Genomic DNA, 26,409 nt, shown 5'->3' with positions numbered 1-26,409 from the left:
CGAGAAGGACCGGTATAACCGGTCCTTTTTCATTGGTCGTCATCACAATCGAGACCATGTCTGATGCGCGCAAATCTCGTGTTCGCATCCTTTGACCGACAACTTGTCCCCTTGCAACGTCATTTGTGGCACGGCATCCACGTCGATCAACGGGACCCAGAACTCGCCCCCGCCGTATTTTCCACCGCTTTCACCGGTCACATCCCAGAACAGTTTTTTGCCAATATTCGGCGTCTGGACTTCCTTGCCAGACGCGTCATAGGCCGAAAGAATCTGACCACAGAACTTATCCCCACATGCCGTGATTTTGATGTGCGAGATCAGGTTTTTGCGGTCAGGCTCAGTCTTCCAGACACCCACGATGGGATCGGCGGCCAAAACGACTGGCAGACAGGTCGTAATCGCAATAGCCGACAGTCGTGATTTCATTCGGTTCATCATGGCAGGCGCCCTCCTAGTTCGTTGCATCCTACCACGTTCTCACAATGTTTGGGTCCTCAGGCTGCTTCCCCATCTGATTGCTGCCGGTTCCACAGTTGCGCATACCGCCCGGACTGCGCCAGCAACTCGTCATGCGTGCCCTGTTCGATGATCTCGCCGGCTTCCAGAACCACGATCCGATCAGCTTCGGCAATGGTGCTGAGGCGATGGGCGATGGTGATAACCGTACGCCCCTCTCCTGCGCGCGCCAGTGCATCCTTGATGTCCTGCTCGGTATCGGTGTCCAGGGCCGAGGTCGCCTCGTCCAGCAACAGGATCGGCGGGTTCTTGAGCAAGGTCCGCGCGATGCCCACACGTTGTTTTTCACCGCCGGAGAGTTTGAGCCCCCGCTCACCCACCATAGTGTCATAGCCGCCGGGCAGCGAGGTGATGAAGTCGTGGATCTGTGCGGCTCGGGCTGCGTCCTCGACCTCTTCCGGGGTGGCTCCATCGCGGCCATAGGCAATGTTGTACCGGATGCTGTCGTTGAACAATACCGTGTCCTGCGGCACGACTCCGATGGCCGCGTGCAAGCTGGTCTGTGTCACATCCCGCACATCCTGCCCGTCGATCTTCAACGCCCCTTTGGTCACATCGTAGAACCGAAACAACAGCCGCCCGATGGTGGACTTGCCCGACCCCGTTGCCCCCACGATGGCTACGGTCTGACCCGCCGGGACGGTCAATGAAACACCCTTGAGGATCTCCCTCTCCGGATCGTAGCCGAAATGCACATCGTCCAGCGTGACTTCGCCGCCATTTACCTTCAGATTGGGCGCACAGGGCTTGTCGGTAACTTCGGCAGGCTGTTCGAGCAGATCAAACATCTGCCCCATATCGACCAACGATTGCCGGATTTCCCGATAGACCGTCCCCAGAAAATTCAGGGGTACGGTGATCTGGATCATGTAGGCGTTGACCATGACAAAATCGCCTACGGTCAGGTTTCCGCTCTGAACACCGACGGCAGCTAGAACCATCACTCCGATCAGACCACAGGTGATCAGGAAAGACTGGCCAAAGTTCAGAAACGCCAGTGAGTAAGCCGTTTTCAGTGCCGCCTCGGCATAAGCTTTCATTGACACATCATACCGTTTAGCTTCGCGGGCTTCGGCGTTGAAATACTTGACGGTTTCGAAATTCAGCAAGCTGTCGATAGCACGCTGATTGGCTTCGGTGTCCTGATCGTTCATCTCGCGCCGAAGCTTCACCCGCCATTCTGTCACGGCAAAGGTGAACCAGATATACAGACCAATGGTGACGGCGACGACCACCAGATACCAGACATCGAACAGCCACATCAGGATGATCGCAACCAGCAGCAGCTCCAGGATCAGTGGCCCGATCGAGAACAGCAGAAAGCGCAACAGGAACTCGACCCCCTTGACGCCCCGTTCGATGATGCGGCTCAGACCTCCGGTACGGCGGGACACGTGGTAACGCATCGAGAGGTTGTGAATATGCTGAAAGGTCTCGAGCGCCAGCGCCCGCAAGGCCCTTTGCCCCACAGGGGCAAAGGCTGCGTCTCGCAGCTGTTGGAATCCCACAGTCAACATCCGGGCCACGCCGTAAGCGACCGTCAGTCCGACTGCGCCCAGCGCCACCGGTGGCACACCCTCACCTGCCAACGCATCAACCGCACCCTTGTAGAGGATCGGCGTGTAGACCGCGATCAGCTTGGCCAGCACCAGCATGACCATGGCAATCACCACGCGGCGCTTTACCCATGGCTCATCCTGCGGCCAAAGATAGGGGGTCACTTTGCGGATCGTGCGCCAGCCCGAGCTTCGCTCGTCACTCCGCACCATATCGTCCGAGGTCATAGCAGGTGTTCGTCTCATCACGTACCTTATCTGCGGTCAGAGATTTGCCCCCGGCCCTTTTGGGCCAGAGGCGATTATTGTTCAGGTATAGTGAAGATCTGCCCCGGATAAATCAGATCCGGATCACGGATCAGATCGCGATTGGCCTCGAACAGCCGCACATACAGGACGCCGTCGCCAAACCGGTCGCGCGAGATGGCCCACAGCGTGTCACCCTGTTGAACCGTGACGGAACGGATTACCGGTGCCCCCCCCTGCGCATTGGTCTGGTTGGCTGCTATTGCGGCATCCAGCACCTCGGCCGGTTCCCGCTTGAACGGAGTTTCAACCCGGCTGAGCACCGTCCCTTCCGTATTCACCGCATCCACGCGCAGGGTGTAGACACCCGGATCAATTCCCTCCAGATCGCTGCGCCAGGATCCATCCTCTTGCGGGTCGAGATCGGCGATCAGACGATTGTTCAGATAAAGTCGAACGGCTGCGCCGTCCTGCACACGTCCAGTCAACTGGACATTTCCGGTATCAGAATATCCGATTGTATCCAGTGCGATCTGATCGGGGGGCGTATCCCGCACCACAGGAGGCTGTACCAGTTCAACACCTTCTTCGCTCGACCGCAGCACCGCAATCTGCTGATCCGGTTCGGGTGCCTTTGCCGGCAAGTCGGCGGTTTGCGTTTCCTCGGCTTCCGGCACCTTGGTTTCGGGATCAGCCGGTTCAGGTTCTGCTGTTTGAACCTTGGTGTCAGACTCAGTCTCAGCTTCAACATCGACAACCGCGTTAATGGTTTCCGCGGCATCTGCAGGCGCGCCCTGATCCGATGCAGGAGCTTCTTCAGTAACGGGTGCCTCTTCGACCGGTTGTGGCAAGGCCGCAATCAGGTAGTCGTCGGATTGCGTCGTCCGCGACCCATCCGAGCTTTGCAGAACCAGCCCCTGAGCCGCGTCGCTGAAAGGGATCGAAACAAATTCGGCAAACTGACCGCTGCTGTCTACGGTAAATGTGTGCAGGGGTTCTCCGTTCAGCAGCACCTCGATCCGGCTTCCGGGCTCTGCATCGCCGGACAACAGCGCCGTGCCATCCGCTTCAACAAATATCTGATCCAGCACCGGAGGGGCCGCTGGCTCGGGCACGGTATCTTCCGACGTTGCAGCGGCAGTATCCGCGTCAGAGACGGCTTCGGCAGCTTCACTTGTGTCCTCGGCAGGCTCGGTCGTGGGCTCTTTGTCAGCGGGAGCCGCCTGTTCAGCCGCTTCCGGTTCCGAAACCTGCGCCTCCTGCTCTTCAGGTTCCGGGGCTACGGCGGATGCGGTTTCCTGCGGGGCGCTCGGCTCGGGCGCTTTGGTGAAGACGCCGGACAGATACAATCCACCCGCGCCCAATATCGCAACAAGACCCGCAATCACCCCCCAGATGAAATTGCCCGAGCTTCCGTTTCCCGATTTGGCGTCCATTATTTTCCTTTCACTCCGCCTGGCAAAAGCTTTGCGTTGAAAAGCTTTCCGGCGGACAGTTGAGCCAACCTATCAATCCCGCTATCACGGGTCAAAACCCCTGACACAACCCCGGAGCCCCCCTTTAATGTCTCAGAAATCAATCTGTGTGTATTGCGGGTCACGCAATGGAGCCAAGAAGGCTTATTCTGAAACTGCCCGACAGTTTGGCAGCCTACTGGCGCAGGAAGGCTGGCGGCTGGTCTACGGAGCCGGAGATGTCGGTTTGATGGGTGAAGTGGCCCGTGCCGCACAGAATGCCGGAGGTGAAACCTTCGGCGTCATTCCAGTGCACCTGGCCAAACGTGAGGTCGGAAAAACGGATCTGACCCATTTCGTGATCACCGAGACAATGCACGAGCGCAAGAAGGTCATGATCATGAACGCTGATGCCGTCGTTGTTCTGCCCGGCGGTCCGGGGTCGCTGGACGAGCTGTTCGAGGCGCTAACCTGGCGCCAGCTTGGACTGCATGACAAACCCATCGTCGTGGTCAATGTGAATGGGTATTGGGACGCGTTGCACACATTGTTGGACCAGGTGATCGGGCAAGGCTTTGCCGACGCGTCTCTGGCGAATTTCATCACCTGGGTTGAAGACGCCGATACAGCCATGGTCGCCTTGCGGGACAAACTGACCTGACGATGGAAAACCGTGCGGGCGGTTGAACCGCCCGCCGTATTGATCAGGCCAGTCTGGCCTTGGGTTGCAGACTGTGGCGCACCACTTGCTCGACTTTGTGCAAAGGATGATTGGTAATGGTCTTGTTGACCTCTGCCACGACCTTTCCAAGCACTTCGCTGTGCAACCGACGCCGCAACAGACCCAGAACCTGAGGGCTGGCCACCAGAACCAGCCGGTCATAGGCCCCTTTCAGCCCCTTGCGATTCAACAGATTCGCCAGATCCTGCACAAACAGAGATTTTGCGTGTGCCTTCCACGTGGGTTCTTCAACTGCCGATTTCTGATTTGGTCCGCCGTCGTTGCGACGACCTGCGCGGTCGGCCGGTTTCCCGGTCGGACCGTCTTGTTCTTCGACAGCAACGACGACAAGGTTGGGATCGTCGGCATCGGTGATATTCTCCATCACCAGCGCTTTCTCTCCATCTGCAACAATAACCCAAGTTCCCTGTGTAAGTGCGACCATTGCGATCTCCTGATTAGGTTGTGTTCTGGGTATCCCTCGACCTGCCGGACATGCGGGTTCGTTGGCGCACGCACAGTGCGCAGCCCGATCATTGATTGAAGTGATATGCGGTTCTCTCCCTCCGCCTTACAAAGATGTGCTTTGGAGAGCAGCAAACAAGATACCGTCATGAAAAAAGGGCGCGTATCGGCGGGTTTTCACCGTCCGGTCATCAACCCTTTAGGCGGACATCTCGACAACGGTGATTTCGGGCGTCACGCCCAGACGAACCGGCAGGAGTGAACATCCGATACCGCCCGACACGACCAGATCACGCCCATCTTCGCGTATATGGCCATAGGCATACCGGTTGCCGAATTTCGACGGCACAACGGGCGACCAGCCGAACAGGCGCACCTGGCCACCATGTGTGTGCCCCGAAAGGGTCAAGGCCACCCGCTCGGGCACAGTGGGGAAAACATCGGGCTCATGCGCCATCATCACAACCGGAGCGTCATCGGTGATCTGCTCCAAAGTACCTGGCAGATCGTCCAATCCCTGTGGTTTGCCTTTGCGCCAGATCGCAAGCTGATCCTCAAGCCCGGCCAGCCAGATGCCCGGAGTTTCGAGCTTAATGGCAGTATTGGACAACACCGAAATGCCATTCTGTTCCAGGATTTCGGCGTAGCGATTGGGCCCGGATCCGCGCAGCTGTGCCGTCCTGTCATCCCACCAGTCGTGATTGCCCAGCACGGCAAAGACACCATTCTTCGCCTCAAGCCCGGCAAGCACGGGTGCCAGGTCCTGCATCTTCACCGCGTCCGAGACAGCTTTGTGGCTTGCAAAGAAATCACCCAGCAGAAGGATCACGTCCGGAGCCAGCGCATTGGTTCGGCGGACCACCTGCTTTACGCGGTTCAGGCCGACATAGGGTTCGCCGACATGCAAATCGGACAGTACGGCGATTCTGAGCGGCGGCGCCGTCCAGTCGTCCCGCTGAATGCGCCATTTGCGCACGCGCAACCGCACTGCGGGTTCAATGACGAACCCGTAGGCGGCCGTAACAAGGCCTGCCAGCGTCACCGCCAGCAGGCCCTTTATGAACCGGCGTCGGTTCAATTCATTACATCCGTGATGCGACGTTTTCCCAGTTCACCAGATTGTCGAGGAAGTTCGACAGGTAAGCCGGGCGCTTGTTGCGGAAATCGATGTAATAGCTGTGCTCCCAAACATCGCAACCCAGCAGCGCGGTCTGACCAAAACAAAGCGGGTTAACACCGTTCTCGGTTTTGGTTACTGCCAGCGAGCCATCTGCATTCTTGACCAGCCACGCCCATCCCGAACCGAACTGACCAGCACCAGCGGCGCTGAACTGCGATTTGAATTCGTCAACCGAACCAAAGCTTTCTGTCAGAGCTTTTTCCAGCTCACCGGGCATTGCGTTGCCGCCGGGCCCCATCATTTCCCAGAACTGGTTGTGGTTCCACAGCTGGCTGATGTTGTTGAAGATGCCGTTCTGTGCAACAGCGTTCGCGTCGTAGGTGCCAACGATGATCTCTTCCAGCGACTTGCCGTCCCATTCGGTGCCGGCGATCAGCTTGTTGCCGTTGTCGACATAGGCCTTGTGGTGCAGGTCGTGGTGATATTCCAACGTTTCCGCGGACATACCCTTGGCTGCCAGCGCGTCATGTGCATAAGGAAGATCAGGAAGTTCAAAAGCCATGTCGGCCCCCTGTTTAAATGTAAGTTGCGGTTCCCAAGGTTAAATGCTTTGGCTACCGCCGCAGGTCAAGGGGCGAGACAAGAAAACCCGGAGGCAGGCGATGCTGACACAGGTGCGCAAGATGTTCTATCGCGCCCGCGGATATTATGCGGGCAATCTGAACGGCGAGCCCTTTCGTCTGGACCCGTATCATTCGAAATTCTGGCGCAAAGCCACTGCGGGCGCTTGGGAACCTAAAACATTTGCAGTGCTTGACCGGTTCCTGTCCCCGCAAAGCGACTATCTGGATATCGGAGCGTGGATTGGCCCGACGGTGTTGTACGGTGCACGCAGGGCACGGCATGTCTGGTGTTTTGAGCCTGACCCGACCGCGTTCCGGCACCTGGCATGGAACCTTGAACTGAATGACGTTCAGAACGTCTCGGCATTCGGAGTCGCCCTGTCAGATCGGTTTGGGGTGGCACGCATGGCCTCTGTGCGCGGTGAGCCCGGAGATTCCACCAGCTCACTTCTGCACGACGGCGCACATGGATCGGATGCGCTGACGATCGCCTGGGATCAATTCGAAAAGACAAACGACCTGTCACGGGTTTCGCTGGTCAAAATGGACATCGAAGGGGCGGAATTTATTGTTGCACCCACTCTGTCCGCGTGGCTGAGGGAACGGCGGCCTGCCCTGCTTCTGTCGCTTCACGCACCATTGCTGCCGGAAAACGAGAGGCACGAACGTGTCAGCGCTTTGATGGATGAACTGGGGTTTTACACGGGGCTGTCGGACGACAAAGCGCACCCTCTCAAGGTTTCGGACTTGCTGACCAAAGACGGCCTGAACCGTTTTCACACCATTCTCATGCATGGGTAGAACGTCAGGCGACTTTTTCTTCGCTTACGCGAAGTCCTGCTTGCATCTCTGAGATGTATCACTTTGAGTGTGTACATCAAAAATCACAGCCAACCGGATAAAATGAAAAGACTTTTCCTGATTGTCACCGCCGCAGTGCTTGCACAAACCGCTACGGCAGAAACAGTTACCTATCATTGCAAGATGACCAAGCAAGACGCCCATGGCTGGATTGCGCCAGAGTATGCTTTCCGGATTGACCCCGCCACAGCTTCGGCGATGGCCGCAACGTCGTACCAAGATTGGGCCAAAGCAAAATTCAAAGACCGCGGTGCCAAGGGGTATCGTGTTATCTGGAACCTCGATCAAAAAATGGTCGCCGGTGGCAATGCCCGCGTTCGATATCAAGCGAACCTGAAACCATCCGACAACACAGTCGCCATTCGCATGGCATTTGTTCAGGGAAATTTTGCGAACAAGCCCTTTGGGGTCGGGACCTGCTCCACCGTAAAATGAGAAAATGCCCCGGTAGAACCGGGGCATTCTTCTTTTCTTTCAGTAGATCCCGACCTCACTGCCAGGTTGCGCCGCAACCTTGAGCAGTTTGAAGACGTAATCCGCAGCCGAGCGGAAGCAGACCACCCGGAAGGTCTGTTCATCGTCCATCCAGAAAGCACCTGCCACTTGCGCCAGACGTGAGCGGCGGATTTGGCCAGGCTGGAAAGCATCCGCCGACAGATCGACAGGTGCAACCTTACCCAGAACTTCGCGGGCGCTGGCACCAGAGATACAGAAGACGGCGCGGGCATCCGAGACGTTGACCGCCAAAGCGTGGGTGCCACTCAGGGCACTAACCATGTCGGCCAGTTTGGCGTCGACCTCTGCGTATGGCACCAGCACCAGCAACTCGTCCGTCGACATCCAAGCCACGCCGGTATCGCCCTTGACCAGCGCCTCGCGCTGACCGGGCACTTTCTGGCCGGTTGCATCCTTGACAGCCTTGGCCAGCACCTTGTCGGACAAGTCGCCGCGCAGCGTGATCATACCCTGAAGACCGCATTCCTCGATCTTGGCGATGCCGGAATAGCTTGCGTGGTTCAATGCGCTGATGGGTTCAGACATTCTGCTTCTCCCCGTCCTTGTCATAGAAGATCGGGTCCACGATCTTGGCTTTGTAGGATTTGCCGTCGGTGCCCGGGAACTCGACGATCTCGCCCATGCGGTCGGGACCGTGTTTGATCAGCCCCATGGCGATACCCTTGTCGAGGTTGGCCGAGTAATATGTCGACGTCACGCGGCCGATCATATTGCGCTGACCGTTGGCATTGACGCCCTCGCCCACCGCGTAAGCACCATCCGGCAGAACCGATCCATCCACAGTCTCGAGACCGACCAGTTTCCAACGCTCGGGATCCGCCATGTGGCTGCGGGAATGGGCGCGTTTGCCCAGATAGTCCTCTTTCTTTTTCGAAAGCGCCCAGTGCAGCCCCAGATCCTGCGGGATCACGGTGCCGTCGGTCTCGTCGCCGATCATGATAAAGCCCTTCTCGGCCCGCAGGATGTGCAGGCATTCGGTTCCGTACGGCATGACGCCGAATTCTTTACCTGCCTCCATCAGGGCATCCCAGAACGCCTGACCATGACTTGCGGGCACGGCGATTTCGTACGACAACTCGCCCGAGAACGAAATGCGGTAGGCCCGGCAAACGAAGTCTCCGATCTTGCCATCGCGCCATTCCATGAAGGGCAGCGCCTCTTTGCTGACATCCATGCCGCCCAGCTTCTCCAGCACCTTGCGGGCGTTGGGGCCAACCACGGCGACCTGCGCGTATTGCTCGGTCACGTTGGCAACATAGACTTTCCAGTCCCACCATTCCGTCTGAAGCCATTCTTCCATATGACCATGGATGCGCTCGGCTCCGCCGGTAGTCGTGTGGCACAGCCATGAGTCCTCGTCGATTCGGGCGACAACGCCGTCGTCAATCAGAAAGCCGTTTTCCGAACACATAAGACCATAGCGACACTTGCCGACTTTCAGCGTGGACATCATGTTGGTGTACATCATGTCCAGGAACTTGCCGGCATCCGGGCCTTTGACGATCAGTTTGCCCAACGTCGAGGCATCCAGCAGGCCGAGGTTTTCGCGGGTGTTCTTGACCTCGCGATTGACCGCGTCGTGCACAGACTCACCGGGGCGGACATAGGCATAGGCACGGCGCCAATGGCCAACCGGCTCCCAGTCGGCGCCGTTCCTGTCGTGCCAGTTGTGCATCGGTGTCTGACGGATTGGCTGAAAGACCTCACCCCGTGCCTCACCGCCGATCGCACCCATCGAGATAGGCGTATAGGGCGGGCGGAAGGTCGTTGTGCCAACCTTGGGGATTTCGGATTCCAGCGCATCAGCAAGGATTGCCAATCCGTTGATGTTGCTCAATTTACCCTGATCAGTTGCCATACCCAGCGTGGTGTAGCGCTTGGTGTGTTCGACGCTTTCATACCCTTCGCGCGCAGCCAGTTGGACGTCTGAAACTTTGACGTCGTTCTGGAAGTCCAGCCAGGACTTCATGCGCAATTGAACTTCTGCATTTGCCGGCATGAGCCAAACTGCTTCCATCGGCGCTTCGACGGTTGTCTCACCTGCGGGCGCCTTGGTGTTCTTGGGTTTGAAGCCAGCCGCCTTGGCAGCGGCCTTACCGGCGACATGGGCGTCTGTCAGTACATCTTGCAACGCCAGAGGACCGTTGGACGCGCCAGCAGCAACAACGAACCCCTTACCGTCGGCCCCCAGCGGTGGACGCTCAGGATCTGGCCGGAAATGCGCGTTCGCGTCGTCCCAGATCAGCTTGCCTCCGCAATGGGACCACATGTGCACGACCGGAGACCAGCCACCAGACATGGCGACCGCATCCGCCTCAACCTCTTCACGCGCGCCGCCGACACCTTCCTGATTGCAGATGGCAACCTTTTTGACGCGCTTGCCGCCTTTGACTTTGGCAATGGCCTTGCCCGGATCGACGCGGATACCCAACTGGCGGGCTTCTTCCGCCAAAGGTCCAGCCGTTGCCCGTGCGTCAACAATACGCAAAACATCCACACCTGCCTGTTTCAAGATAATCGCGGTGCGGTAAGCGTCATCATTGTTGGTGGCGACGATGACACGATCCCCCGGAGTCACCCCCCAGTTCACGACATAATCGCGCATGGCCGAAGCCAGCATCACACCCGGAACATCGTTGCCAGCAAAGGACATTGGTCTTTCAATTGCACCTGTTGCCGTCACAATTTGCTTGGCACGAATACGCCACAAGCGGTGGCGCGGGCCCTGCACACCCGGCGTGTGGTCCGTCAGACGTTCGTATCCCAACACATAACCATGATCGTAAACACCCGCTCCCATGCAACGTGTGCGCATAATAACGTTGTCCATTGTTTCGAGTTCGGAAACCAATTGTTCCACGAACTTATCCACAGGCTCACCATTGACGGTGCCTCCGTCAACCGGAGCGCGACCGCCCCAATGCGCGGTCTGCTCGATCAGCAGAACCTTCGCACCGGATTGTGCCGCCGCCTTGGCCGCCTGCAAACCAGCCACACCACCACCAATCACCAAAATATCTGTAAAGGCGTAGAAGTGCTCATAAGTGTCGGCATCCCGGTTGTCCTTGTCGGGCGCCTTGCCCAATCCCGCCGACTGCCGGATGAAAGGTTCGTAGACGTGTTTCCAGAAGGGCTTGGGGTGGATGAAGGTCTTGTAGTAGAATCCGGCCGGCAGGAACCTGGCAAACGCCGTGTTAACCGCGCCGATATCATGTTCAAGGCTTGGCCAATGGTTCTGTGAAATTGCGGTCAAGCCGTTGAACAACTCGGTCGTCGTGGCGCGCTGGTTCGGCTCGAACCGGTTGCCCTGTCCCAGACCGACAAGGGCGTTCGGCTCTTCCGCGCCGCTGGCGACAACTCCGCGGGGGCGGTGGTACTTGAACGACCGGCCCATCATCATCTGATCGTTGGCCAGCAGCGCTGAGGCGAGCGTATCGCCTTCGTAGCCCTGCATAGAAGTGCCGTTAAAGGTAAATGTAACTTTCTTCGACCGGTCAATCAGCCGGCCTTGTTTTGCGAGACGGGTGCTCATGTCGCTGACCTTTCGCATGTGGAGGCGTCAAAGCCTCCGGCGGGAGTATTTTTGAAAAGATGAAGCATCAGGAGAACTCTCTCCACGTCCAGCCGGGCCGTTTAGCGGTGATGGCATCCTTGATGTCTTGCGGCGGCTCGGTGACCTGCGCGGAATAGGTGCCGAACACTTCGAGTGTCTGCGTGCAGCGAGCGGCGTGGAACCACTTGCCGCAGCCATTGGCGTGCCGCCAGCGTTCAAAGTGAACACCCTTCGGGTTTTCACGCATGAACAGGTAGTCGTGGAACTCGTCTTCGGACGAGCCCGGGCCGAAACGCTTCAGATGCGCCTCACCACCAGCGGCCAGTTCGGTTTCTTCGGCGTCTACGCCGCAATAGGGGCAATTCAGGATTAGCATGTTGTCATCCTTTTGGCGGTCGGTCGGCGCGGGGGCCGACCTGAATTCTGTTTTCTGGCACCTTGGGGACCCCCCTTAGTGTGCCACCCCGGCGGCGACGCTTTCGTCAATGAAGCGGCCCTCTTTGAAGCGGTCCAGCGAGAAGGCTTCGGTCAGCGGTGAATGTCCCGTGGCCATCAACTGCGCCATCCCCCAGCCCGAGCCCGGAATCGCCTTGAAGCCACCGGTGCCCCAGCCGCCATTGATATAGCAGCCCTGCAAAGACGTTTTCGACAGGATGGGCGAGCGGTCACCGGTCATGTCCACGATCCCGCCCCACTGACGCAGCATCTTCAGGCGCGAAATCATTGGGAAGGTTTCGACAAGCGCCCGCACCGTTTCCTCAATATGATGGAAAGACCCGCGCTGCGTGAAGTTGTTGAACCCGTCGGTTCCCCCGCCGATCACCATCTCGCCCTTGTCGGACTGAGACATGTAGCCGTGCACGGTGTTGGCCATCACAACCACATCCATGCAGGGTTTGATGGGCTCCGATACCAGCGCCTGCAACGCAACGGCTTCCAGCGGCAGACGGAAGCCCGCCATCTCGGCCAACTGACCCGAATGGCCCGCGACGACGATGCCCAGCTTGTCACAATCGATGGCACCCTTGGTGGTGTCGACCCCGACGACGCGACCTTTATCCGAGCGTATACCGGTGACTTCGCATTGCTGGATGATATCCATACCCATCGCCGAACAGGCACGCGCATAGCCCCACGCCACCGCATCATGGCGCGCAGTGCCCCCGCGTTCCTGCCAAAGGCCGCCCAGAACAGGATACCGGGGGCCCTCCAGGTTGATGATAGGCACCAGTTGCTTGACGCGTTCGGGACCGATCCATTCAGTCTTTACGCCTTGCAGGGCGTTGGCATGGGCCGTTCGCTGATAGCCGCGGATCTCGTGCTGGGTCTGCGCCAACATGATGACACCGCGCGGGCTGAACATGATGTTGTAGTTCAGCTCCTGGCTCAGGTCCTCGTAGAGGCTGCGCGCTTTCTCGTAGATTGCGGCAGACGGGTCCTGCAGGTAGTTCGAGCGGATGATCGTCGTGTTGCGGCCGGTGTTGCCACCGCCCAGCCAGCCTTTTTCGATAACCGCGACATTCTGAATACCGTAGTTCTTACCAAGGTAATACGCGGTCGCCAGACCATGACCGCCAGCACCAACGATGATGACGTCATAACGCTTCTTGGGTTCGGGTGAGCGCCAGGCGCGCTCCCATCCGGTGTGATAGCGCAGAGCTTCCCGCGCCACAGCAAAGGCTGAATAGTGTTTCATGTGCGAATCCATCCGGTTCGGTGATTGGGCGCAGATATGCCGTGTGAGTGCATTTTAGCCCTGCCGTGCAACGCCGCAATATAGCACTATTGCGACATGTCGCTCATTCGCGGCCATTTGTCCCTTTTGTCGGACGCCTCACAGGTCTAAGTCAGGGCAGCATCCTCGGAGGGACCATGACGTTCTGGGTTCTGATTTTTCTTGTCGCGCTGCTGATCGCAGCTTTTCTCAGCTTTACTCTGCTGCGCAAACGCCGTGGGGATGAACCCGCTGCGGCTTACGATCTGCGGGTTTATCGCGAACAGTTGGCCGGTGTGGACCGGGATCTGGCGCGCGGGGTCATTGGCGAGGCCGACGCTGAACGGGTCCGCACGGAAATTTCCCGCCGTATTCTGGCCGCAGACGACCAGATGAAAAAAGAGGGCGCCGGCGCCGGACCTTCTCGTACCGTTTCAGCGTTGTCGATCTTGGCAATCTCGCTGCTTCTGATCGGTGGCGCATTGGCGATGTATCATCGCACCGGGGCCGTCGGATTACCCGATATGCCTCTGAACGCACGGCTTGAATTGGCCAAAGAAGTGCGCGCCAACCGGCCATCCCAAAGCGCCGCGGAAGAGCTGGCGACCCCGCCCCAACCTGCGCAGCTGGACGAAAGCTATGCGAACCTGCTGAAGCAGTTGCGTGAAACGGTAGCGAACCGGCCAGACGATTTGCAGGGTCAGATGCTGCTGGCGCAGCACGAGACGAATGCAGGCAACTTCAAGGATGGGTACACCGCGCAGCAAAGGGTGATCGAACTGTCCGGTGACACTGCCACGGCCGACACTTACGCGGATTTGGCTGAAATGATGATTCTGGCGGCGGGTGGTTACGTCTCACCCGAAGCGGAACAGGCCCTGATCGAAGCGCTGAACCGTGACCCTCGTCACGGCCCGGCACGCTATTATTGGGGGCAAATGCTGGCCCAGATCGGGCGGCCGGACCTCGCCTATCGTATGTGGGTTGAAACGTTGCAGGATGCCCCTGCAGGTGCACCATGGGCCGGAGCGATACGGGCTCAGATCGACGAACTGGCATTTCGGGCCGGTGTATTCAATGCGCCGGATCTGAGCACGGCACCCGGCCCCAGTCAGGAAGACATGGCCGCCGCCGCAGAGCTGAGCCCCGAAGAACGGCAGCAGATGATTCAGGGTATGGTGGACCAGTTGTCTGATCGTCTGGCGACAGAAGGCGGGTCCCCCGAGGAATGGGCCCGTCTGATCGCCGCCTTGGGCGTTCTAGGCCAGGGCCAGCGTGCCATCGATATACGGGATGAGGCCATGGAAGTGTTTGCCGGCAACTCAGAGGCGTTGCAGATCATCGATGCGGCGGCCCTTCAAGCCGGGATCGCTCAATGATCCATGACGCTATCGAAGAATTTGCAGCAGCGCTGCAACCTATGAGTGCCCTGATGGGGCTGGACCTTGGGGAAAAGACAATCGGCGTCGCGGTGTCCGACCGGATGCGCGGCGTTGCCAGCCCGCTGGAAACGGTACGGCGCAAGAAATTCACGCTCGATTCCGCCCGCCTGATCGAAATTGTGACCGATCGCGAGATCGGAGGCATCTTGCTGGGGTTGCCCAAGAACATGGATGGCAGCGAAGGGCCAAGATGCCAGTCAACGCGGGCATTTGCCCGCAATTTGTCCCGCCTGACCGATTTGCCCATCGGATTTTGGGACGAACGGCTCAGCACAGTTGCGGCAGAAAAAGCACTGCTTGAGGCGGATACGACACGAAAACGTCGCGGACAGGTTATTGATCACGTTGCAGCCGGCTATATCTTGCAAGGGGCGCTGGACAGGCTGCGCTTTTTGTAACGGGTCGGAGACCAGTGATGACGAATATGGTTTGGAAAAGGAATGAGGTCGAAAGCCCTTGTGTCCAGATCTGTGTCGTTCACCCCACGGAACGTATCTGTACCGGCTGTTATCGCACGATTGATGAAATCACCCGCTGGTCCAAGATGGACAGCAGCGAACGCGCCGAAATCATGGAAAACCTGCCAACCAGAAAGCCGCGCCTCAGCAAACGCCGTGGCGGGCGTGCAGCGCGCATAAACGGCTCCTGAAGTCAGCCAGTCTGCTTTGGGGACGTATCCCTGTGGTCATTGGATTTGTCGTGGGCCGGCCTGTTCGTGTCTTGCCCGCGCAGCTCTGTCTCGAACAGAGCTACAATTTCGGATCTACTCGTTTTTGCAGTCTCGGATTCTTCTCGTGCACGTTGGACATGTTTCTTGCAGGTCTTGACCACCTCGAATGAAGGCGTCTTTCGTGCAGTAAATCTTTCCATCAACAACTTAAATGTCATCGCAAACTTCCCGCTTCCAATAACTGTGCCGCCGCGGGCCGAGGTCGAGCTCCAAGAGGGGCCAGCTCATGAACGCATCTGTTCAACGTGAGTGGAGGCCCGCAGCGACACGGCGTAGGTAAGGGCACTTCCGGTCAGTATTAGGGGTAAAACACACGGTTTTTGGTCTGGTTTGACGTTAACGTCAGATATTCCACGAAAAAACCCACCAGTTCCCTTACGTCACAACTTTTGTCCGGAACGGTGTCAAGACCTGTGGAAAGCGTGGAACGGCGGAAAAAGCCAATCAGATTTGGTCTCCTCGCGCTCAACGGCGCTTTGCCCTGACCTGCGGACACAACACAGGGGCCGCCTGCTGGCAGTTGAATCAGTCAAAACACGTGAGGGTATATCGAAGTTCCTTATCCGGCGGCCAACCAGGTTTTGGCATTTTCGATATCCTCGGACGGAAAGAACTGAGTCCGTGTGCCCAACACATGACTGGCTACGCGTTGCGCCATGTGCTGCCAGCTTTTGTCCCCAACGATGGCTGCGCGGTCCAGTTGCCCGATATGTCGGCTGGCCAGACGAAAATGCGCTGCAAGAGCCGACAACCCCTGCCAGCCATCAAATTCCCTTAGGTCAATCAACAAGCGAAACCCGGATCGATCATGCAACAAAGCGTTCAGGTCGCGCTCTGCCTGCTTGTATTCCTCCGGGTCCAGCTTTCCCAAAAGGCTGATCTGCACGCATGGGCCCTCCAGATCCGTCACGTGAATGGATCCCAGCGACTCGCGCATCCAGCGGCGCGCGGCCTCAAGCTCGGCCAATTCGAATACCTGAACGGGACACGGCAGGATCGGGGCCGCCAGTCGGATGCTGGTTTGCACCCAGCCCTGATCGGCAACAACCGCAATCCGGTCGAACCCCCGCCAGTGACTGAGCCCCAGCTTGGTGTCAGACCATGCCGCACCCAAATCATACCCCTTGAACTCCGGCTGCACGATGGCCAAAAGCCGAACCGAGTCGTGTTCGGTCAGCGCTGCTTCAATCGCAGGAACCAAGACATCCGCGTAGTCGGCGCTGGTGACTTGCCCCGACAACTCGACTTCTATCAAAGCACCATCAGAATTCGTATGGACCGTAATCATCGGTCAAAACCTCCAAAGCCAAACAATGACAGGAGGTTAAGGGGATTCGATCCATTCGGCTACACCCCCGGCACATTCCGGGCGGAAATAGGCGATCATCCGTCCATCCGGCCCTGCGTTTGCCGTGTCTGCCCAAGAGGCAACCCCGTGCAGACAGTGGCGGTGCAGCACGTAAGCCTCGCCCGGTTTGGCTGGCAATTCGATTCGCGGACAGGTTTCGAACACCTCGCGACGGGCGGATTGGTAGATATCCGTAATATCGACTTCATGCAGGCGCTCTTGTGGCTTCCCCGCAAGAGCGCGCCTGAACGCCGCACCCAGGATATGATGGCTGCCTTCCCACAACACCATGGGCGACGCATTCCGGCTGGCCTTGGTCAGCGGTATACCCAAAATCCAGGCATGCGGCTCATCCACGCGGCGGCGACGATCCGGCCCCATCGGGCGCAGGCCGTCCACATGGGCCGCGTCCCGGTTTTTGCGATACCGCGCGGCGGCCTCGTTTTCCCCCCGACGCGGACGTGGATATCCCGGATACATGACCGAGACTTGCCCCTTGTGAAGCGGCAATTCCCCAAAACGCTCTTCCAATGAATGACATGGCGGTTCCGGCCAGAGGCCCCGATCGGCCTACCCTGCCCTGCGCGTCATTGGGCAACGCGTCGACACCAATGAACCACGTCCCTTCGCAGTCAAGCCAGTCAGCATGGGACGGATCCGTTATCGAGGCCCGTGCGGCGGGCAGCGCATGACCCACCCAAGCTGCAAGCACCCGATCATATGGAAATTTCACCCAGCCCTTGACGCGGAAGTCGGTCACAAACCTATTGCCTTGCGAAGCATATTGAGCGCCACCAGTGTAAGGAACACAGCGAATACGCGCTTCAAAGGTTTCGGGTCCATCGCATGGGCCAGCTTCACCCCCCAAGGCGCGGTGATCATCGTCATTGCCACGACAATACCGAAAGCCACAAGATTGACCGCCCCAATGGTCAGCGGTGGCCGATGTTCCGGTGCAATATCCAGGAACAAAAACCCGATGACCGAGGGCACGGCAATGATCACACCAAATCCGGCCGCGGTTGCCACGGCACGGTGGATCGGCGTGTTGTAAAGACTCATCAGCGGCACACCAAAACTACCACCGCCTATCCCCATCAGAACGGAAAGAAACCCGACCGCGGGAGACAGAATGGCCCGCGTTATTCCGCCGGGCATGACATCCCCTAGCCGCCAGTCCGAACGTCCCAGCCCAAGGTAAGCTCCGATCACCATTCCCAGTATGCCGAACAGCGCCTGCAAGGCCTCGGTGCGCAGAGCCGAAGCAACCAGAACCCCGATGATCGCCCCGACGACGATACCCGGCCCCCAACCGCGCAGGATATCCCAATCCACCGCACCCTTCTTATTGTGCGCAAGAACGGATCGGACCGATGTCACGATTATCGTTGCCAGCGATGTGGCCAGACACAGTTGCATCAACTGCGGACCGCCATATCCCAGAGTTTGAAACGCATAGAAAAAGGCGGGCACCAAAACAATTCCACCGCCAACCCCCAGCAATCCGGCAAGTACGCCGGCCAGCGCTCCGATCACAAGCAAAAGGCCCAGCATCTGGGCCAGCAACATCGTCTCGGGCATCGTTCCCCCTGCCGCTTAAACTTCTGCCATGGGCACCACATGATCCAGCGCCCGCAGCATCACTTCGGGTCCGGCCCCATCCCGCACAGCCCCTTCCGACAAGGCGCGCCGCCATGCGCGGGCTCCGGGACGACCTGCGAAAAGGCCCAACATATGACGCGTGATCTGGTGCAAACGCCCGCCGCCCGCAAGATGCCGTTCCACATAAGGCACCATGTGTTGAACGATCGCGAACGGATCACGCGTTGTTCCGGTACCAAAGATGCGTAGGTCAGCATCCGACAGGACATCGCCCGGCTGATGGTACGCGGCTCGGCCGATCATCACCCCATCCAGACCGGCTTCCAGATGTGCGGCTGCCTCGTCCAGCGTGTTGATGCCGCCATTGATCGATATGTGAAGATCCGAAAACTCATCCTTCATCCGATGCACAAGGTCATAGTCCAAGGGCGGGATATCCCGGTTTTCCTTGGGGCTCAGCCCTTGCAACCACGCCTTGCGGGCATGGATTGTTACCCTTTGGCAACCTGCCGCACGGATTTGTTCAAGAAACGCAGGCAATACCTCTTCCGGCTCCTGGTCATCCACGCCGATGCGGCATTTAACAGTGACATCCACGTTCACCGCTTCGCGCATGGCAGCCACACAGTCGGCAACGCGGCCTGGGTTTTTCATCAAGACAGCGCCGAAAGTGCCGGATTGCACCCGATCCGACGGACAGCCGCAGTTCAGATTGATCTCATCATACCCGGCCTCAGCCCCCAAACGCGCGGCCTGCGCCAATTCTTCCGGGTCAGAGCCGCCGAGTTGCAAAGCAACCGGGTGTTCTTCAGGAGAATGGTCCAACAGATGCACCGCCCCGCCACGCACGAGCGCCGGTGCCGTCACCATCTCGGTATACAGCAACGTTTCCGCGCTGAGCAGCCGATGAAAATAACGACAGTGGCGATCTGTCCAATCCATCATGGGTGCTACGGATAATTTAGCGTTATAATTCAAGTCTTTAGCTGTCACTCAATCACCCGATTTGGCCCATATTTGCACACATATTGCACACGATTGCTTATTTCCTGTATGAACCGTGCAGAGAATTTGCACAGGATTTGCACCAGATATGGCTACTATCACTAAGCTACCCAGCGGTAAATGGCGGGCACAGGTCCGCAAGAAAGGCATCAGCAAGGGACGGACCTTCACGCGCAAGTCGGATGCAGTCGGCTGGGCCGTGGACATCGAACGCGCCATCGAAGGCGGGCGGGCCGACGGGACGATAAAAGCACCCGCCGACATGACGCTGGCCATGGTGGTCATGGCGTATCTAGAACAGGTCAACACGGGCCGCACGAACCGCTTTAATCTGGAACGGATCGCAAGTCGGATCGGCAGTACCAGCTTGCGAAATCTATCCGCCATCACCGTGCAAGGATATGTGGACCAGCGGTTGGCCGAAGGCATCACGGGTGTGACCATCGCGGGTGATCTTTCGGCCCTGTCCAGTGTGCTGAAATGGGCGCGACACGTGCGCAAGCTGGACGTTGACCCCGATCTGGCCAAAGACGCCCGCACCGCCCTGACAGCGGCCCGTGTGGACACACGCAGCCGAGAGCGTGAACGCATCCCAACGCAAGCCGAACTGGATGCCATCATGGCGTGGTTCGAAGCCAACCCCCGAATGCAAATCCCGATGCCGACCCTAATTCGGTTTGCGGCCAGCAGCGCGATGCGCCTGGGCGAGATTACCCGCATCCGAATTGAGGACATAAATTGGAACGAAAAGTCCGTCCTGATCCGCGAACGGAAAGACCCGCGACGCAAAGCCCGCAATGACCAGATTGTGCCGCTGGTGGGTGAGGCTTACCAAATCGCCCGTGCGGCTGCGGACGGACGCGCTGAAGGCCGTCTGTTCCCCTATGACGGCAAGTCGGCTGGGACCGCGTGGCGACGGGCCGTGCGGTCCTGTGGTATCGATGACCTGCACTTTCACGATCTGCGACATTTGGCGATCACCGAACTGTTTCGGCTGGGCCTGCCCATTGAACTGGTGGCGGTCGTATCGGGCCATCGTGATTGGCGGCATCTGAAACGCTACGTCCAGCTTGGCGCGGCTGATGTTCATTCGGCATTGGAAGGATTACAACGATGAGATTCACTGCGATTGCCATTGCAACTTTAATAGCGGGAACCGCTTCGGCAGATATTACGTGCGAGGGAAACTCTTTTAGTCTTTTCGCTAGAGGCAACAAAGCCTTGGTCACGATGCCCGGTGGAACAACATACAATGGTAACTGCGAAAATCGAAATTTTCCATCTGACCGCCCAAAAAATCTAGTTACCTGCCTTGTCGAACCAGAAGACTTGGATGGCTTTACTTGGGTTTTTATTCTGGAACCTCAGCGCGTCATTCTGGTGTCACTGTACGAGGTATCAACCCCCCTCCTGATGTCTGGAGCAACCTGCACAGGCTTTGACGATGAATGACGCCTTGCACAAACTTGCATCCGACGGATAAGGTTGTTGGACCAGCCGACTCGCATTGGCTGAACTTGACCACATGACACATGACTTGACTTAGCTAGGAACCGTCGGCGCGTAGCGCGTCGGCTGACCGAACTGGTCGGGTCGTGTCTGAAGACAGCCCGCCAAAGATGGAAGGGCTGGATATGGAAGACCCAATCCTGCAAAAATTTCTGGCTGATAACGGCTGGATCACTGAAGAACAGGTTGCCGCGTTCGAAGGCTGCGACCTGCAAACCATCAAATCCCGTCGCAGTCGTGGCGGAATGCCGAACCACTACAAGGTCGGCAAGCGCATCCTCTACAAAGCGGATGAATACGCGGCACAGGTTGAGGCCGAACGGCTGCGCGTGAAGAACCCACCAGCATCGGCACAGGCATCGCAAGACCTGTTGGACGGTGCGGCGTAATGGAAGACCTGCGACTCTACATGGCTTCGACGTTCGGCAAACCGAACCGCCTAACCGCCAACACCGATTTGGGCGCGTTGATATTGGACGGCTTGAAAGTCCGTCACCCGAACGCAAGTGCCGACGAACTGGCGAACTACGCCTGCGACTACGGGATTGAAGTCGAAATTTTCGATGGTTTGATGGTGGTGTCGTCATGATGAAAACGCTTGAGGAACGCCGCGCGGAACGTGAAGACATCGCGGACCACATTGTCCGCACCAACACACACCTGACCTTTATGGGCCGTGTGCTGTGCGGCGATGAGCAACGCAGCCTGTACCGCCTGCCAGCGTCCCAAATCAAGCAACCCCTGACCCGCTCAACCGCTCAGGTCCAACACCTGCAACGCAAGTTGTTGGGCGACAGGTTGCTATGCCCGCAATGTCACAAAGCGTTGCGTCATTTGGCTGAGACCGCATTGCAGCGTTTGCTGGACCGAGACACCGAAATTGTGATGGCGGTGCCAGCCTAATCCATTCCCGCCCGCATTGGGCCGTGCGGGGGAACGGGACAACTGCGCCCAGAGGAACTGACTATGGAAAAATCAATTGATGACTACACCGAAGCCGACTGGGCGCTGTTGGATGCCCAAAACGACGTCAACTACAGGGCGGGTTGCGTTCAGCGGTACGGCGGTTGGCACAATGAACAGTTGCTGAAAGAGGCTGTGGACCGTCTGGAAAAGCTGGAACGGCAGGAAGCCGCCTGAAACGAAGCGGGCCGACCACAATAAGCGGTCGGCCCCACCAGAAACGCTAACCCCCAACCACAGAGGCCACACGTAATGCCGAAAGATACCCCGACCAACGACCCACTGACAACCGCTTTAGATCGCGGTCATCAAATTCCAGGTACTTGCACCTTGGTGCGGGGGGCGGCGTAATGCGCTGCCCGAAGTGTGGTGAAAGTACCGTCACGAAGGGGGTGTTGGAGGTTTTTTGCAGCCACTGCGGTCATGGTGAAGACCTTTGGTGTGAAGACGGAACGCCCGACGATCTGGCGGACAAGCACCGTGAAGCCGTGCTGGAACGTTGGCGGCTGAAGTGTTGCGACAGGTGATGAAAAAACCAACCCCATAAGAAAACGCTCGGCCTGCGTGGGGGCAGAACCGAGCGAAGAAACCCCCAATGAAAGGGCAACTGAAGATGCCAGAAGATAACCCGATCATCCCGCACCCCGCAATGTCTGTCTGGCAACGTGCCGCGATGGAACGGAATTGGCTGATCTTTGCGGTCGAACACTTCGATCCGCTAAAGGGCAAGTGCCCCAAATGGCCAACCGATCAGGTGGTGTCGGAATACGATTTTGACCGCGTCAAATTCGACTGTCCCGTCTCGGTCCATCAGGCCGCGCGCTACACCTATGATGAGGTAACCCAACTGCTGACCACGTTGCAGCCGTCTGGGCAGATTGCGCGATACGTGCGGGGGTATCTGACACGCAAAGGGTCTGCACTTGTCGCGGGCGATCTGGACAATTGCTATGACCCGTCACGGGGATTGATCAGCGATTGGGCCATGCCGATCCTGTCGGCTGGTCGGACCTATGCCGAGATAAGCACCAGCGGCACAGGCATTCGACTGTTGATGGCGCGGCAAGAGGGTGACGACCAGCAATCGCACAGGGAAGCCAACGGGGCTGGTTTCATGGCCAACGGCAAGCTGGGTGTCGCGCTGACGGGCAACATGCTTCAGGGCTATGAGGTTGAGCCACAGGCGGTACCTGGGGTGCGTGATGCGATCTTGGCCCGTCGCGGTCCCGTCAAGGCGGACGGGCCCAGCAAATCATCCGTGGTGACCGATCCCGTGCCGTTCGATCTGGTGCGGGGAATGTTGATGGCCCTGCCAAATGACGGATCGCCAGATGAACAGGGTAGACGCGGATTCACATTTAACGAATGGTTGGACATCGGATTTGCCGTCAAAGCCTCATTGGGTGACGCTGGTCAGGAACTGTTTGACTGGTGGTCGCAGCAGGCACCCGACAAATACAATGCCAAGGATCAGGCCAAGCTGTGGAAGGGTCTGGACCCAGAGCAAATCGATTTCGGCACCCTGACCTATTATGTGAAGAAAGCGAACGGTGGGAAGTATCCCGGCCAGCTTGCCACCATGATGCGCCAGCGGGCCGAGCAACGGCACATGGCGGGGGATGTATGGGCTGACATACCCGACTGGCCCGACCTGCATGGGATCGGCCCTGTCGGGCCGTCTGAGGCGCTGGGTGATGTGTTCTCAGCGTCCCAACTGGCGGGGCGTCCTGTTCCGCCCCGCGAATGGCTGGTCAAGGACTGGGTGCCGTTCCACACCGTCACGATGTTGGGCGGGGATGGCGGCACAGGCAAATCCCTTTTGGCCCTGCAATTGGCCAGCAGCGTGGCCACAGGTCAGGGGTGGCTTGGCAACCTGACCGCAACAGGAAAGGCGCTGTACCTGAGTGCCGAGGATGACGTGGACGAACTGCACAGGCGGATGCATGACATAAGCCGTCGCTATGGTGTCGATCTGGCCGTAATGTCCAATCTGCGGATCATGCCACTGGCTGGTCGTGACGCGGTTCTGTCTGCGGTCGGACTGAACAACGTGATGACCGAAACCGAACTGTTCGCGCGGGTGCGTTATCTGGTGGCGAACGAACGCCCGCAAGTCGTGGTTCTGGACACCTTGGCCGACCTGTTCGCGGGGAACGAAAACGACCGTATGCAGACCCGCCAGTTCGTCGGCATGTTGCGGGGCTTGGCGATTGACTATCGGTGCGCGGTGATCCTGTTGGCCCATCCATCCAAGTCAGGCATGGCGACAGGTGACGGAACCAGTGGCAGCACGGCATGGAACAATTCGGTCCGTTCGCGGCTCTATCTGGATCGCGTGAAGGCATCGGACGGCATCGAACCTGATCCGAACCAGCGTGTGCTGAAGCGGCTGAAATCGAACTACGCTGGGTCTCTGGATGAAATCCCGCTGATGTGGGCAGATCACATCTTTATCCGTCCGCTGAATCTGGAAATCGCAAACGTTGAAAAGATGGCGGAATGGGAATCCGCGTTCTTGCGGTTGTTGGATTTGATGACCGATCAGGGACGAACGGTTACCAGCACACAAAGCAAATCAAACGCTGCGGTGGTTTTCAGTGATCATCCAGAGGCCAACGGCGTTACCAAACACCAATTCAATCAAGCGATGGAGTCGCTGTTGATGAAGAAAATTATAGAAATTGACGTAGATGGACCGCCATCAAAGCGTCGATCATTTATTAAACGGGTGGAATGATGGGCTTCCAACTACCCTTCCAACTACCTTCCAACTACCTTCCAACTGGGTGTGTTCCAACCCCCTATTACTACGTAATAGAAGGGGGCGAAGAACGCCCACCCTTCTATTCATTACTCGAATAGTTTTCGCGCGTCGGAAATTTATAAAATTACTGATCAACGATATAGGGAATGATCTAAATGCCCGATGATCCGTTCTATCAATCAGCGCAATGGAAGAAACTGCGCACCATCGTTCGTCGTCGTGCCAAATACAGATGTGAGGTGTGTGGCGCTGATTGCAGATATAGGAAAGGTGTTAAAGGTTCGGGTGGTGTAGTGGATCACAAGATCGAACGTAAAGTCCGTCCAGACCTTGCCCTGTATCTGCCCAACATGCGTCTGGTCTGTCATCCGTGCCACAACGCACGACATGCTGAGTTGAGACGATCACGACCGACACCAACCATTGGTGCTGACGGCTTCCCCGTGGGTAGCGCATGGTCATCAATCACCAACGACGATGATAATTGATTGAGTGATCCGATCACGTCACGCTGACGATCCGCTGCGTGACTTGGTCGGACCGTCTGACAATGCGGGCGGGGGCGGTCCGAGACCCAAGCAAAAGGGCCAGCACCGAGCGGGTTCCAAGAATTTTAATCAACTTCCCAAAATCAGGCCCCTGTACACAACATCGTTGCGCGATGACCGATTTGGGCGCACAATATACGGCGAATCCACCATCCAAACGCGCCAAATCAGCCGCAATCAGATCGGATCACGCAAGATTATGCCGAAACGGAAGCCTGAAAAGCAAAAGAGCAATTCTGTCGCTGGTCTGCGACAGGAAGCGGCCAAACCGCATCCTGACGACCTGACCGTGCCCGACATTCGCGGCGCGGAAATGCTGGATGACATCGGACGCGAATGTTTGGCCAGCTTGTGGCGTGAAAACCCCGACGCATGGACGGAAGGCGATCTGTTGCTACTGGTGGAAACCGCGACCGTCGCGCAATTGATTTACGCAAATCGCTTTGTCGTCCTGACGACCCCTGCCACCATCCAACATGTCAATGGTGCCTTTGGTCGGAACCCAGCCCACACCTATCAGGCCGAACTGGCCCGCCAGTTGCAGACCTTGCTTCGCGACTTGGGCATCCGCTCAAAAGACGTGTTAAACGACCGCGCAAAATCACCGCTGGACGGCCAGAACAAACCGACCCGCGCCCGCAAGAACATCGATGCCAAACCTGTGGCCACGAACGCTGATGGTACGCCGAATTGGGACAGCTTGAGAATGAACTAAACACCTGCCCGCCCCGCGCGTGGTTCGTGGAAACTTTGATGGGTGGACACTGGCCACCAGCGGACGGACTCGGTCGTCGCCAGTATTTCAAAGTCATGTCCGACAATCTGAACGCAACCAGCATCAAACTAAGCCGACTTGCGCTTATGGACGCGCTGCCATGGCCTGAGTTGAACGACGCATCATTGGGGCGCATCTGATGGACTGGCCAACGCTACCGACCCGACAATTCATGATCGACACGTTCATGGCGGGCTACCCACCACCGCCAGCCAACGATCCGACCCGCGCCGACTATTTCCGCGTCATGAAAGCCAACGTCAATTCCAGCAACGCGCCCAACCGTTTCAAATCGTATGGTCTGATCGGTTCGTGGCCGTTCGATGAGTTGAACGACATGAGGCGCGACCTATGACCAGACGAAGACGACCACCC

At 57.9% G+C, this 26,409-nt stretch carries 31 protein-coding genes; 17 read left to right on the top strand and 14 right to left on the bottom strand.

Annotated features, from left to right (window positions below; translation table 11 throughout):
* Positions 1 to 42: 42 nt before the first annotated feature.
* From AC2FEB_RS05040 to AC2FEB_RS05030, 3 genes are all read right to left on the bottom strand, one after another.
* Entirely contained in the window at positions 43 to 429 is a 387-nt protein-coding gene (locus AC2FEB_RS05040) for a DUF2147 domain-containing protein (protein ID WP_496671477.1), read from the bottom strand.
* A gap of 68 nt (positions 430 to 497) precedes the next feature.
* On the bottom strand, positions 498 to 2,303 hold the full coding sequence (locus AC2FEB_RS05035) for an ABCB family ABC transporter ATP-binding protein/permease (protein WP_496671648.1): 1,806 nt from the start codon (positions 2,301 to 2,303) through the stop codon (positions 498 to 500).
* A gap of 74 nt (positions 2,304 to 2,377) precedes the next feature.
* Positions 2,378 to 3,757 carry a LysM peptidoglycan-binding domain-containing protein gene (locus AC2FEB_RS05030; protein ID WP_496671479.1) on the bottom strand — a complete coding sequence of 460 codons (1,380 nt, stop codon included), beginning with the start codon at positions 3,755 to 3,757 and terminating at the stop codon, positions 2,378 to 2,380.
* 127 nt (positions 3,758 to 3,884) lie between these two features.
* Between AC2FEB_RS05030 and AC2FEB_RS05025 the strand changes: the two genes are divergently transcribed.
* A complete protein-coding gene (locus AC2FEB_RS05025) occupies positions 3,885 to 4,436 on the top strand; it encodes an LOG family protein (protein WP_117868559.1) in 552 nt (183 codons plus the stop codon).
* Positions 4,437 to 4,479: 43 nt separating this feature from the next.
* Here the strand turns inward: AC2FEB_RS05025 and AC2FEB_RS05020 are convergent, their stop codons facing one another.
* The 3 genes from AC2FEB_RS05020 to AC2FEB_RS05010 form a co-directional block, all read right to left on the bottom strand.
* A complete protein-coding gene (locus tag AC2FEB_RS05020) occupies positions 4,480 to 4,941 on the bottom strand; it encodes a baeRF12 domain-containing protein (RefSeq protein WP_496671483.1) in 462 nt (153 codons plus the stop codon).
* Positions 4,942 to 5,160: 219 nt separating this feature from the next.
* Entirely contained in the window at positions 5,161 to 6,039 is an 879-nt protein-coding gene (locus AC2FEB_RS05015) for a metallophosphoesterase (RefSeq protein WP_496671485.1), read from the bottom strand.
* A gap of 4 nt (positions 6,040 to 6,043) precedes the next feature.
* Positions 6,044 to 6,643 carry a superoxide dismutase gene (locus tag AC2FEB_RS05010; protein ID WP_113789565.1) on the bottom strand — a complete coding sequence of 200 codons (600 nt, stop codon included), beginning with the start codon at positions 6,641 to 6,643 and terminating at the stop codon, positions 6,044 to 6,046.
* A gap of 100 nt (positions 6,644 to 6,743) precedes the next feature.
* Here AC2FEB_RS05010 and AC2FEB_RS05005 point away from each other — a divergent pair, with 100 nt between their 5' ends.
* Both AC2FEB_RS05005 and AC2FEB_RS05000 read left to right on the top strand, forming a co-directional pair.
* A complete protein-coding gene (locus tag AC2FEB_RS05005; protein WP_496671488.1) occupies positions 6,744 to 7,505 on the top strand; it encodes an FkbM family methyltransferase in 762 nt (253 codons plus the stop codon).
* Between the two features lie 63 nt (positions 7,506 to 7,568).
* Positions 7,569 to 8,000 (top strand): hypothetical protein, encoded by a 432-nt coding sequence (locus tag AC2FEB_RS05000; RefSeq protein ID WP_496671491.1) that lies wholly within the window; start codon positions 7,569 to 7,571, stop codon positions 7,998 to 8,000.
* 39 nt (positions 8,001 to 8,039) lie between these two features.
* Here the strand turns inward: AC2FEB_RS05000 and AC2FEB_RS04995 are convergent, their stop codons facing one another.
* The 4 genes from AC2FEB_RS04995 to AC2FEB_RS04980 all read right to left on the bottom strand — a co-directional run bounded on the left by AC2FEB_RS04995 (position 8,040) and on the right by AC2FEB_RS04980 (position 13,330).
* The gene (locus AC2FEB_RS04995; protein ID WP_496671494.1) at positions 8,040 to 8,606 is read right to left on the bottom strand and encodes a sarcosine oxidase subunit gamma; all 567 of its coding nucleotides are present in this window, start codon (positions 8,604 to 8,606) and stop codon (positions 8,040 to 8,042) included.
* A complete protein-coding gene (locus AC2FEB_RS04990; protein WP_496671497.1) occupies positions 8,599 to 11,613 on the bottom strand; it encodes a sarcosine oxidase subunit alpha family protein in 3,015 nt (1,004 codons plus the stop codon). The genes AC2FEB_RS04995 and AC2FEB_RS04990 overlap by 8 nt, the downstream gene beginning before the upstream one ends.
* A gap of 67 nt (positions 11,614 to 11,680) precedes the next feature.
* Positions 11,681 to 12,010, bottom strand: a complete 330-nt coding sequence (locus tag AC2FEB_RS04985) for a sarcosine oxidase subunit delta (RefSeq protein WP_117868552.1) — start codon at positions 12,008 to 12,010, stop codon at positions 11,681 to 11,683.
* A gap of 75 nt (positions 12,011 to 12,085) precedes the next feature.
* Entirely contained in the window at positions 12,086 to 13,330 is a 1,245-nt protein-coding gene (locus tag AC2FEB_RS04980; RefSeq protein ID WP_496883892.1) for a sarcosine oxidase subunit beta family protein, read from the bottom strand.
* A 176-nt stretch (positions 13,331 to 13,506) separates the two neighbouring features.
* On the opposite strand from AC2FEB_RS04980, the gene ccmI reads away from it, so the two are divergent.
* The 3 genes from ccmI to AC2FEB_RS04965 are packed head-to-tail and all read left to right on the top strand — an operon-like array spanning position 13,507 to position 15,439.
* Complete coding sequence (ccmI, locus tag AC2FEB_RS04975) at positions 13,507 to 14,727, top strand: c-type cytochrome biogenesis protein CcmI (protein ID WP_496883891.1); 1,221 nt, start codon at positions 13,507 to 13,509, stop codon at positions 14,725 to 14,727.
* Complete coding sequence (ruvX, locus tag AC2FEB_RS04970; protein WP_117868550.1) at positions 14,724 to 15,188, top strand: Holliday junction resolvase RuvX; 465 nt, start codon at positions 14,724 to 14,726, stop codon at positions 15,186 to 15,188. The genes ccmI and ruvX overlap by 4 nt, the downstream gene beginning before the upstream one ends.
* Positions 15,189 to 15,205: 17 nt before the next feature.
* Positions 15,206 to 15,439, top strand: coding sequence for a DUF1289 domain-containing protein (locus AC2FEB_RS04965; protein ID WP_117868549.1), 234 nt, complete (start codon positions 15,206 to 15,208; stop codon positions 15,437 to 15,439).
* Positions 15,440 to 16,079: 640 nt separating this feature from the next.
* On the opposite strand, the gene AC2FEB_RS04960 is transcribed toward AC2FEB_RS04965, so the two are convergent.
* The 4 genes from AC2FEB_RS04960 to dusA all read right to left on the bottom strand — a co-directional run bounded on the left by AC2FEB_RS04960 (position 16,080) and on the right by dusA (position 19,463).
* Positions 16,080 to 16,808, bottom strand: a complete 729-nt coding sequence (locus AC2FEB_RS04960; RefSeq protein WP_117868547.1) for a SpoIIAA family protein — start codon at positions 16,806 to 16,808, stop codon at positions 16,080 to 16,082.
* Positions 16,809 to 16,844: 36 nt separating this feature from the next.
* A complete protein-coding gene (locus AC2FEB_RS04955) occupies positions 16,845 to 17,399 on the bottom strand; it encodes a hypothetical protein (RefSeq protein ID WP_496883890.1) in 555 nt (184 codons plus the stop codon).
* Between the two features lie 225 nt (positions 17,400 to 17,624).
* On the bottom strand, positions 17,625 to 18,449 hold the full coding sequence (locus tag AC2FEB_RS04950) for a sulfite exporter TauE/SafE family protein (protein WP_299894303.1): 825 nt from the start codon (positions 18,447 to 18,449) through the stop codon (positions 17,625 to 17,627).
* A 15-nt stretch (positions 18,450 to 18,464) separates the two neighbouring features.
* Positions 18,465 to 19,463, bottom strand: a complete 999-nt coding sequence (gene dusA / locus AC2FEB_RS04945) for a tRNA dihydrouridine(20/20a) synthase DusA (protein ID WP_496883889.1) — start codon at positions 19,461 to 19,463, stop codon at positions 18,465 to 18,467.
* A 100-nt stretch (positions 19,464 to 19,563) separates the two neighbouring features.
* Here dusA and AC2FEB_RS04940 point away from each other — a divergent pair, with 100 nt between their 5' ends.
* From AC2FEB_RS04940 to AC2FEB_RS04890, 11 genes are all read left to right on the top strand, one after another.
* Positions 19,564 to 20,592 (top strand): tyrosine-type recombinase/integrase, encoded by a 1,029-nt coding sequence (locus tag AC2FEB_RS04940; protein WP_496883888.1) that lies wholly within the window; start codon positions 19,564 to 19,566, stop codon positions 20,590 to 20,592.
* Positions 20,589 to 20,927, top strand: a complete 339-nt coding sequence (locus AC2FEB_RS04935) for a hypothetical protein (protein ID WP_496883887.1) — start codon at positions 20,589 to 20,591, stop codon at positions 20,925 to 20,927. Before AC2FEB_RS04940 ends, AC2FEB_RS04935 begins: the two co-directional genes overlap by 4 nt.
* Positions 20,928 to 21,070: 143 nt before the next feature.
* The gene (locus AC2FEB_RS04930; protein ID WP_496883886.1) at positions 21,071 to 21,373 is read left to right on the top strand and encodes a hypothetical protein; all 303 of its coding nucleotides are present in this window, start codon (positions 21,071 to 21,073) and stop codon (positions 21,371 to 21,373) included.
* Positions 21,373 to 21,573 (top strand): hypothetical protein, encoded by a 201-nt coding sequence (locus tag AC2FEB_RS04925; protein ID WP_496883885.1) that lies wholly within the window; start codon positions 21,373 to 21,375, stop codon positions 21,571 to 21,573. The genes AC2FEB_RS04930 and AC2FEB_RS04925 overlap by 1 nt, the downstream gene beginning before the upstream one ends.
* Positions 21,570 to 21,887, top strand: coding sequence for a hypothetical protein (locus tag AC2FEB_RS04920; RefSeq protein ID WP_496883884.1), 318 nt, complete (start codon positions 21,570 to 21,572; stop codon positions 21,885 to 21,887). The genes AC2FEB_RS04925 and AC2FEB_RS04920 overlap by 4 nt, the downstream gene beginning before the upstream one ends.
* A 63-nt stretch (positions 21,888 to 21,950) precedes the next feature.
* On the top strand, positions 21,951 to 22,124 hold the full coding sequence (locus AC2FEB_RS04915) for a hypothetical protein (RefSeq protein ID WP_496883883.1): 174 nt from the start codon (positions 21,951 to 21,953) through the stop codon (positions 22,122 to 22,124).
* Between the two features lie 418 nt (positions 22,125 to 22,542).
* On the top strand, positions 22,543 to 24,684 hold the full coding sequence (locus AC2FEB_RS04910; RefSeq protein ID WP_496883882.1) for an AAA family ATPase: 2,142 nt from the start codon (positions 22,543 to 22,545) through the stop codon (positions 24,682 to 24,684).
* 182 nt (positions 24,685 to 24,866) lie between these two features.
* Positions 24,867 to 25,199, top strand: coding sequence for an HNH endonuclease (locus AC2FEB_RS04905; protein ID WP_496883881.1), 333 nt, complete (start codon positions 24,867 to 24,869; stop codon positions 25,197 to 25,199).
* A 259-nt stretch (positions 25,200 to 25,458) separates the two neighbouring features.
* A complete protein-coding gene (locus AC2FEB_RS04900; protein ID WP_496883880.1) occupies positions 25,459 to 25,974 on the top strand; it encodes a hypothetical protein in 516 nt (171 codons plus the stop codon).
* 38 nt (positions 25,975 to 26,012) lie between these two features.
* Positions 26,013 to 26,174 carry a hypothetical protein gene (locus tag AC2FEB_RS04895; RefSeq protein ID WP_496883879.1) on the top strand — a complete coding sequence of 54 codons (162 nt, stop codon included), beginning with the start codon at positions 26,013 to 26,015 and terminating at the stop codon, positions 26,172 to 26,174.
* Positions 26,174 to 26,389, top strand: a complete 216-nt coding sequence (locus AC2FEB_RS04890; RefSeq protein ID WP_496883878.1) for a hypothetical protein — start codon at positions 26,174 to 26,176, stop codon at positions 26,387 to 26,389. The genes AC2FEB_RS04895 and AC2FEB_RS04890 overlap by 1 nt, the downstream gene beginning before the upstream one ends.
* Positions 26,390 to 26,409 lie beyond the last annotated feature (20 nt).

Source organism: Ruegeria sp. YTSC106 (assembly GCF_059609765.1).
This window is presented reverse-complemented; position numbering and strand designations above follow the sequence as displayed.

Coding starts and splice junctions, on each gene's coding strand:
- AC2FEB_RS04985 (WP_117868552.1), bottom strand. CDS start 12,010: ATGCTAATCCTGAATTGCCCCTATTGCGGCGTAGACGCCGAAGAAACC.
- AC2FEB_RS04980 (WP_496883892.1), bottom strand. CDS start 13,330: ATGAAACACTATTCAGCCTTTGCTGTGGCGCGGGAAGCTCTGCGCTAT.
- ccmI (WP_496883891.1), top strand. CDS start 13,507: ATGACGTTCTGGGTTCTGATTTTTCTTGTCGCGCTGCTGATCGCAGCT.
- AC2FEB_RS05030 (WP_496671479.1), bottom strand. CDS start 3,757: ATGGACGCCAAATCGGGAAACGGAAGCTCGGGCAATTTCATCTGGGGG.
- AC2FEB_RS05035 (WP_496671648.1), bottom strand. CDS start 2,303: ATGACCTCGGACGATATGGTGCGGAGTGACGAGCGAAGCTCGGGCTGG.
- AC2FEB_RS04920 (WP_496883884.1), top strand. CDS start 21,570: ATGATGAAAACGCTTGAGGAACGCCGCGCGGAACGTGAAGACATCGCG.
- AC2FEB_RS05025 (WP_117868559.1), top strand. CDS start 3,885: ATGTCTCAGAAATCAATCTGTGTGTATTGCGGGTCACGCAATGGAGCC.
- AC2FEB_RS04995 (WP_496671494.1), bottom strand. CDS start 8,606: ATGTCTGAACCCATCAGCGCATTGAACCACGCAAGCTATTCCGGCATC.
- ruvX (WP_117868550.1), top strand. CDS start 14,724: ATGATCCATGACGCTATCGAAGAATTTGCAGCAGCGCTGCAACCTATG.
- AC2FEB_RS04925 (WP_496883885.1), top strand. CDS start 21,373: ATGGAAGACCTGCGACTCTACATGGCTTCGACGTTCGGCAAACCGAAC.
- AC2FEB_RS04990 (WP_496671497.1), bottom strand. CDS start 11,613: ATGAGCACCCGTCTCGCAAAACAAGGCCGGCTGATTGACCGGTCGAAG.
- AC2FEB_RS04895 (WP_496883879.1), top strand. CDS start 26,013: ATGGGTGGACACTGGCCACCAGCGGACGGACTCGGTCGTCGCCAGTAT.
- AC2FEB_RS04965 (WP_117868549.1), top strand. CDS start 15,206: ATGACGAATATGGTTTGGAAAAGGAATGAGGTCGAAAGCCCTTGTGTC.
- AC2FEB_RS05005 (WP_496671488.1), top strand. CDS start 6,744: ATGCTGACACAGGTGCGCAAGATGTTCTATCGCGCCCGCGGATATTAT.
- AC2FEB_RS04900 (WP_496883880.1), top strand. CDS start 25,459: ATGCCGAAACGGAAGCCTGAAAAGCAAAAGAGCAATTCTGTCGCTGGT.
- AC2FEB_RS05020 (WP_496671483.1), bottom strand. CDS start 4,941: ATGGTCGCACTTACACAGGGAACTTGGGTTATTGTTGCAGATGGAGAG.
- AC2FEB_RS05040 (WP_496671477.1), bottom strand. CDS start 429: ATGAAATCACGACTGTCGGCTATTGCGATTACGACCTGTCTGCCAGTC.
- AC2FEB_RS04905 (WP_496883881.1), top strand. CDS start 24,867: ATGCCCGATGATCCGTTCTATCAATCAGCGCAATGGAAGAAACTGCGC.
- AC2FEB_RS04910 (WP_496883882.1), top strand. CDS start 22,543: ATGAAAGGGCAACTGAAGATGCCAGAAGATAACCCGATCATCCCGCAC.
- AC2FEB_RS05010 (WP_113789565.1), bottom strand. CDS start 6,643: ATGGCTTTTGAACTTCCTGATCTTCCTTATGCACATGACGCGCTGGCA.
- AC2FEB_RS04935 (WP_496883887.1), top strand. CDS start 20,589: ATGAGATTCACTGCGATTGCCATTGCAACTTTAATAGCGGGAACCGCT.
- AC2FEB_RS04890 (WP_496883878.1), top strand. CDS start 26,174: ATGGACTGGCCAACGCTACCGACCCGACAATTCATGATCGACACGTTC.
- AC2FEB_RS04915 (WP_496883883.1), top strand. CDS start 21,951: ATGGAAAAATCAATTGATGACTACACCGAAGCCGACTGGGCGCTGTTG.
- AC2FEB_RS04950 (WP_299894303.1), bottom strand. CDS start 18,449: ATGCCCGAGACGATGTTGCTGGCCCAGATGCTGGGCCTTTTGCTTGTG.
- AC2FEB_RS04960 (WP_117868547.1), bottom strand. CDS start 16,808: ATGATTACGGTCCATACGAATTCTGATGGTGCTTTGATAGAAGTCGAG.
- AC2FEB_RS04940 (WP_496883888.1), top strand. CDS start 19,564: ATGGCTACTATCACTAAGCTACCCAGCGGTAAATGGCGGGCACAGGTC.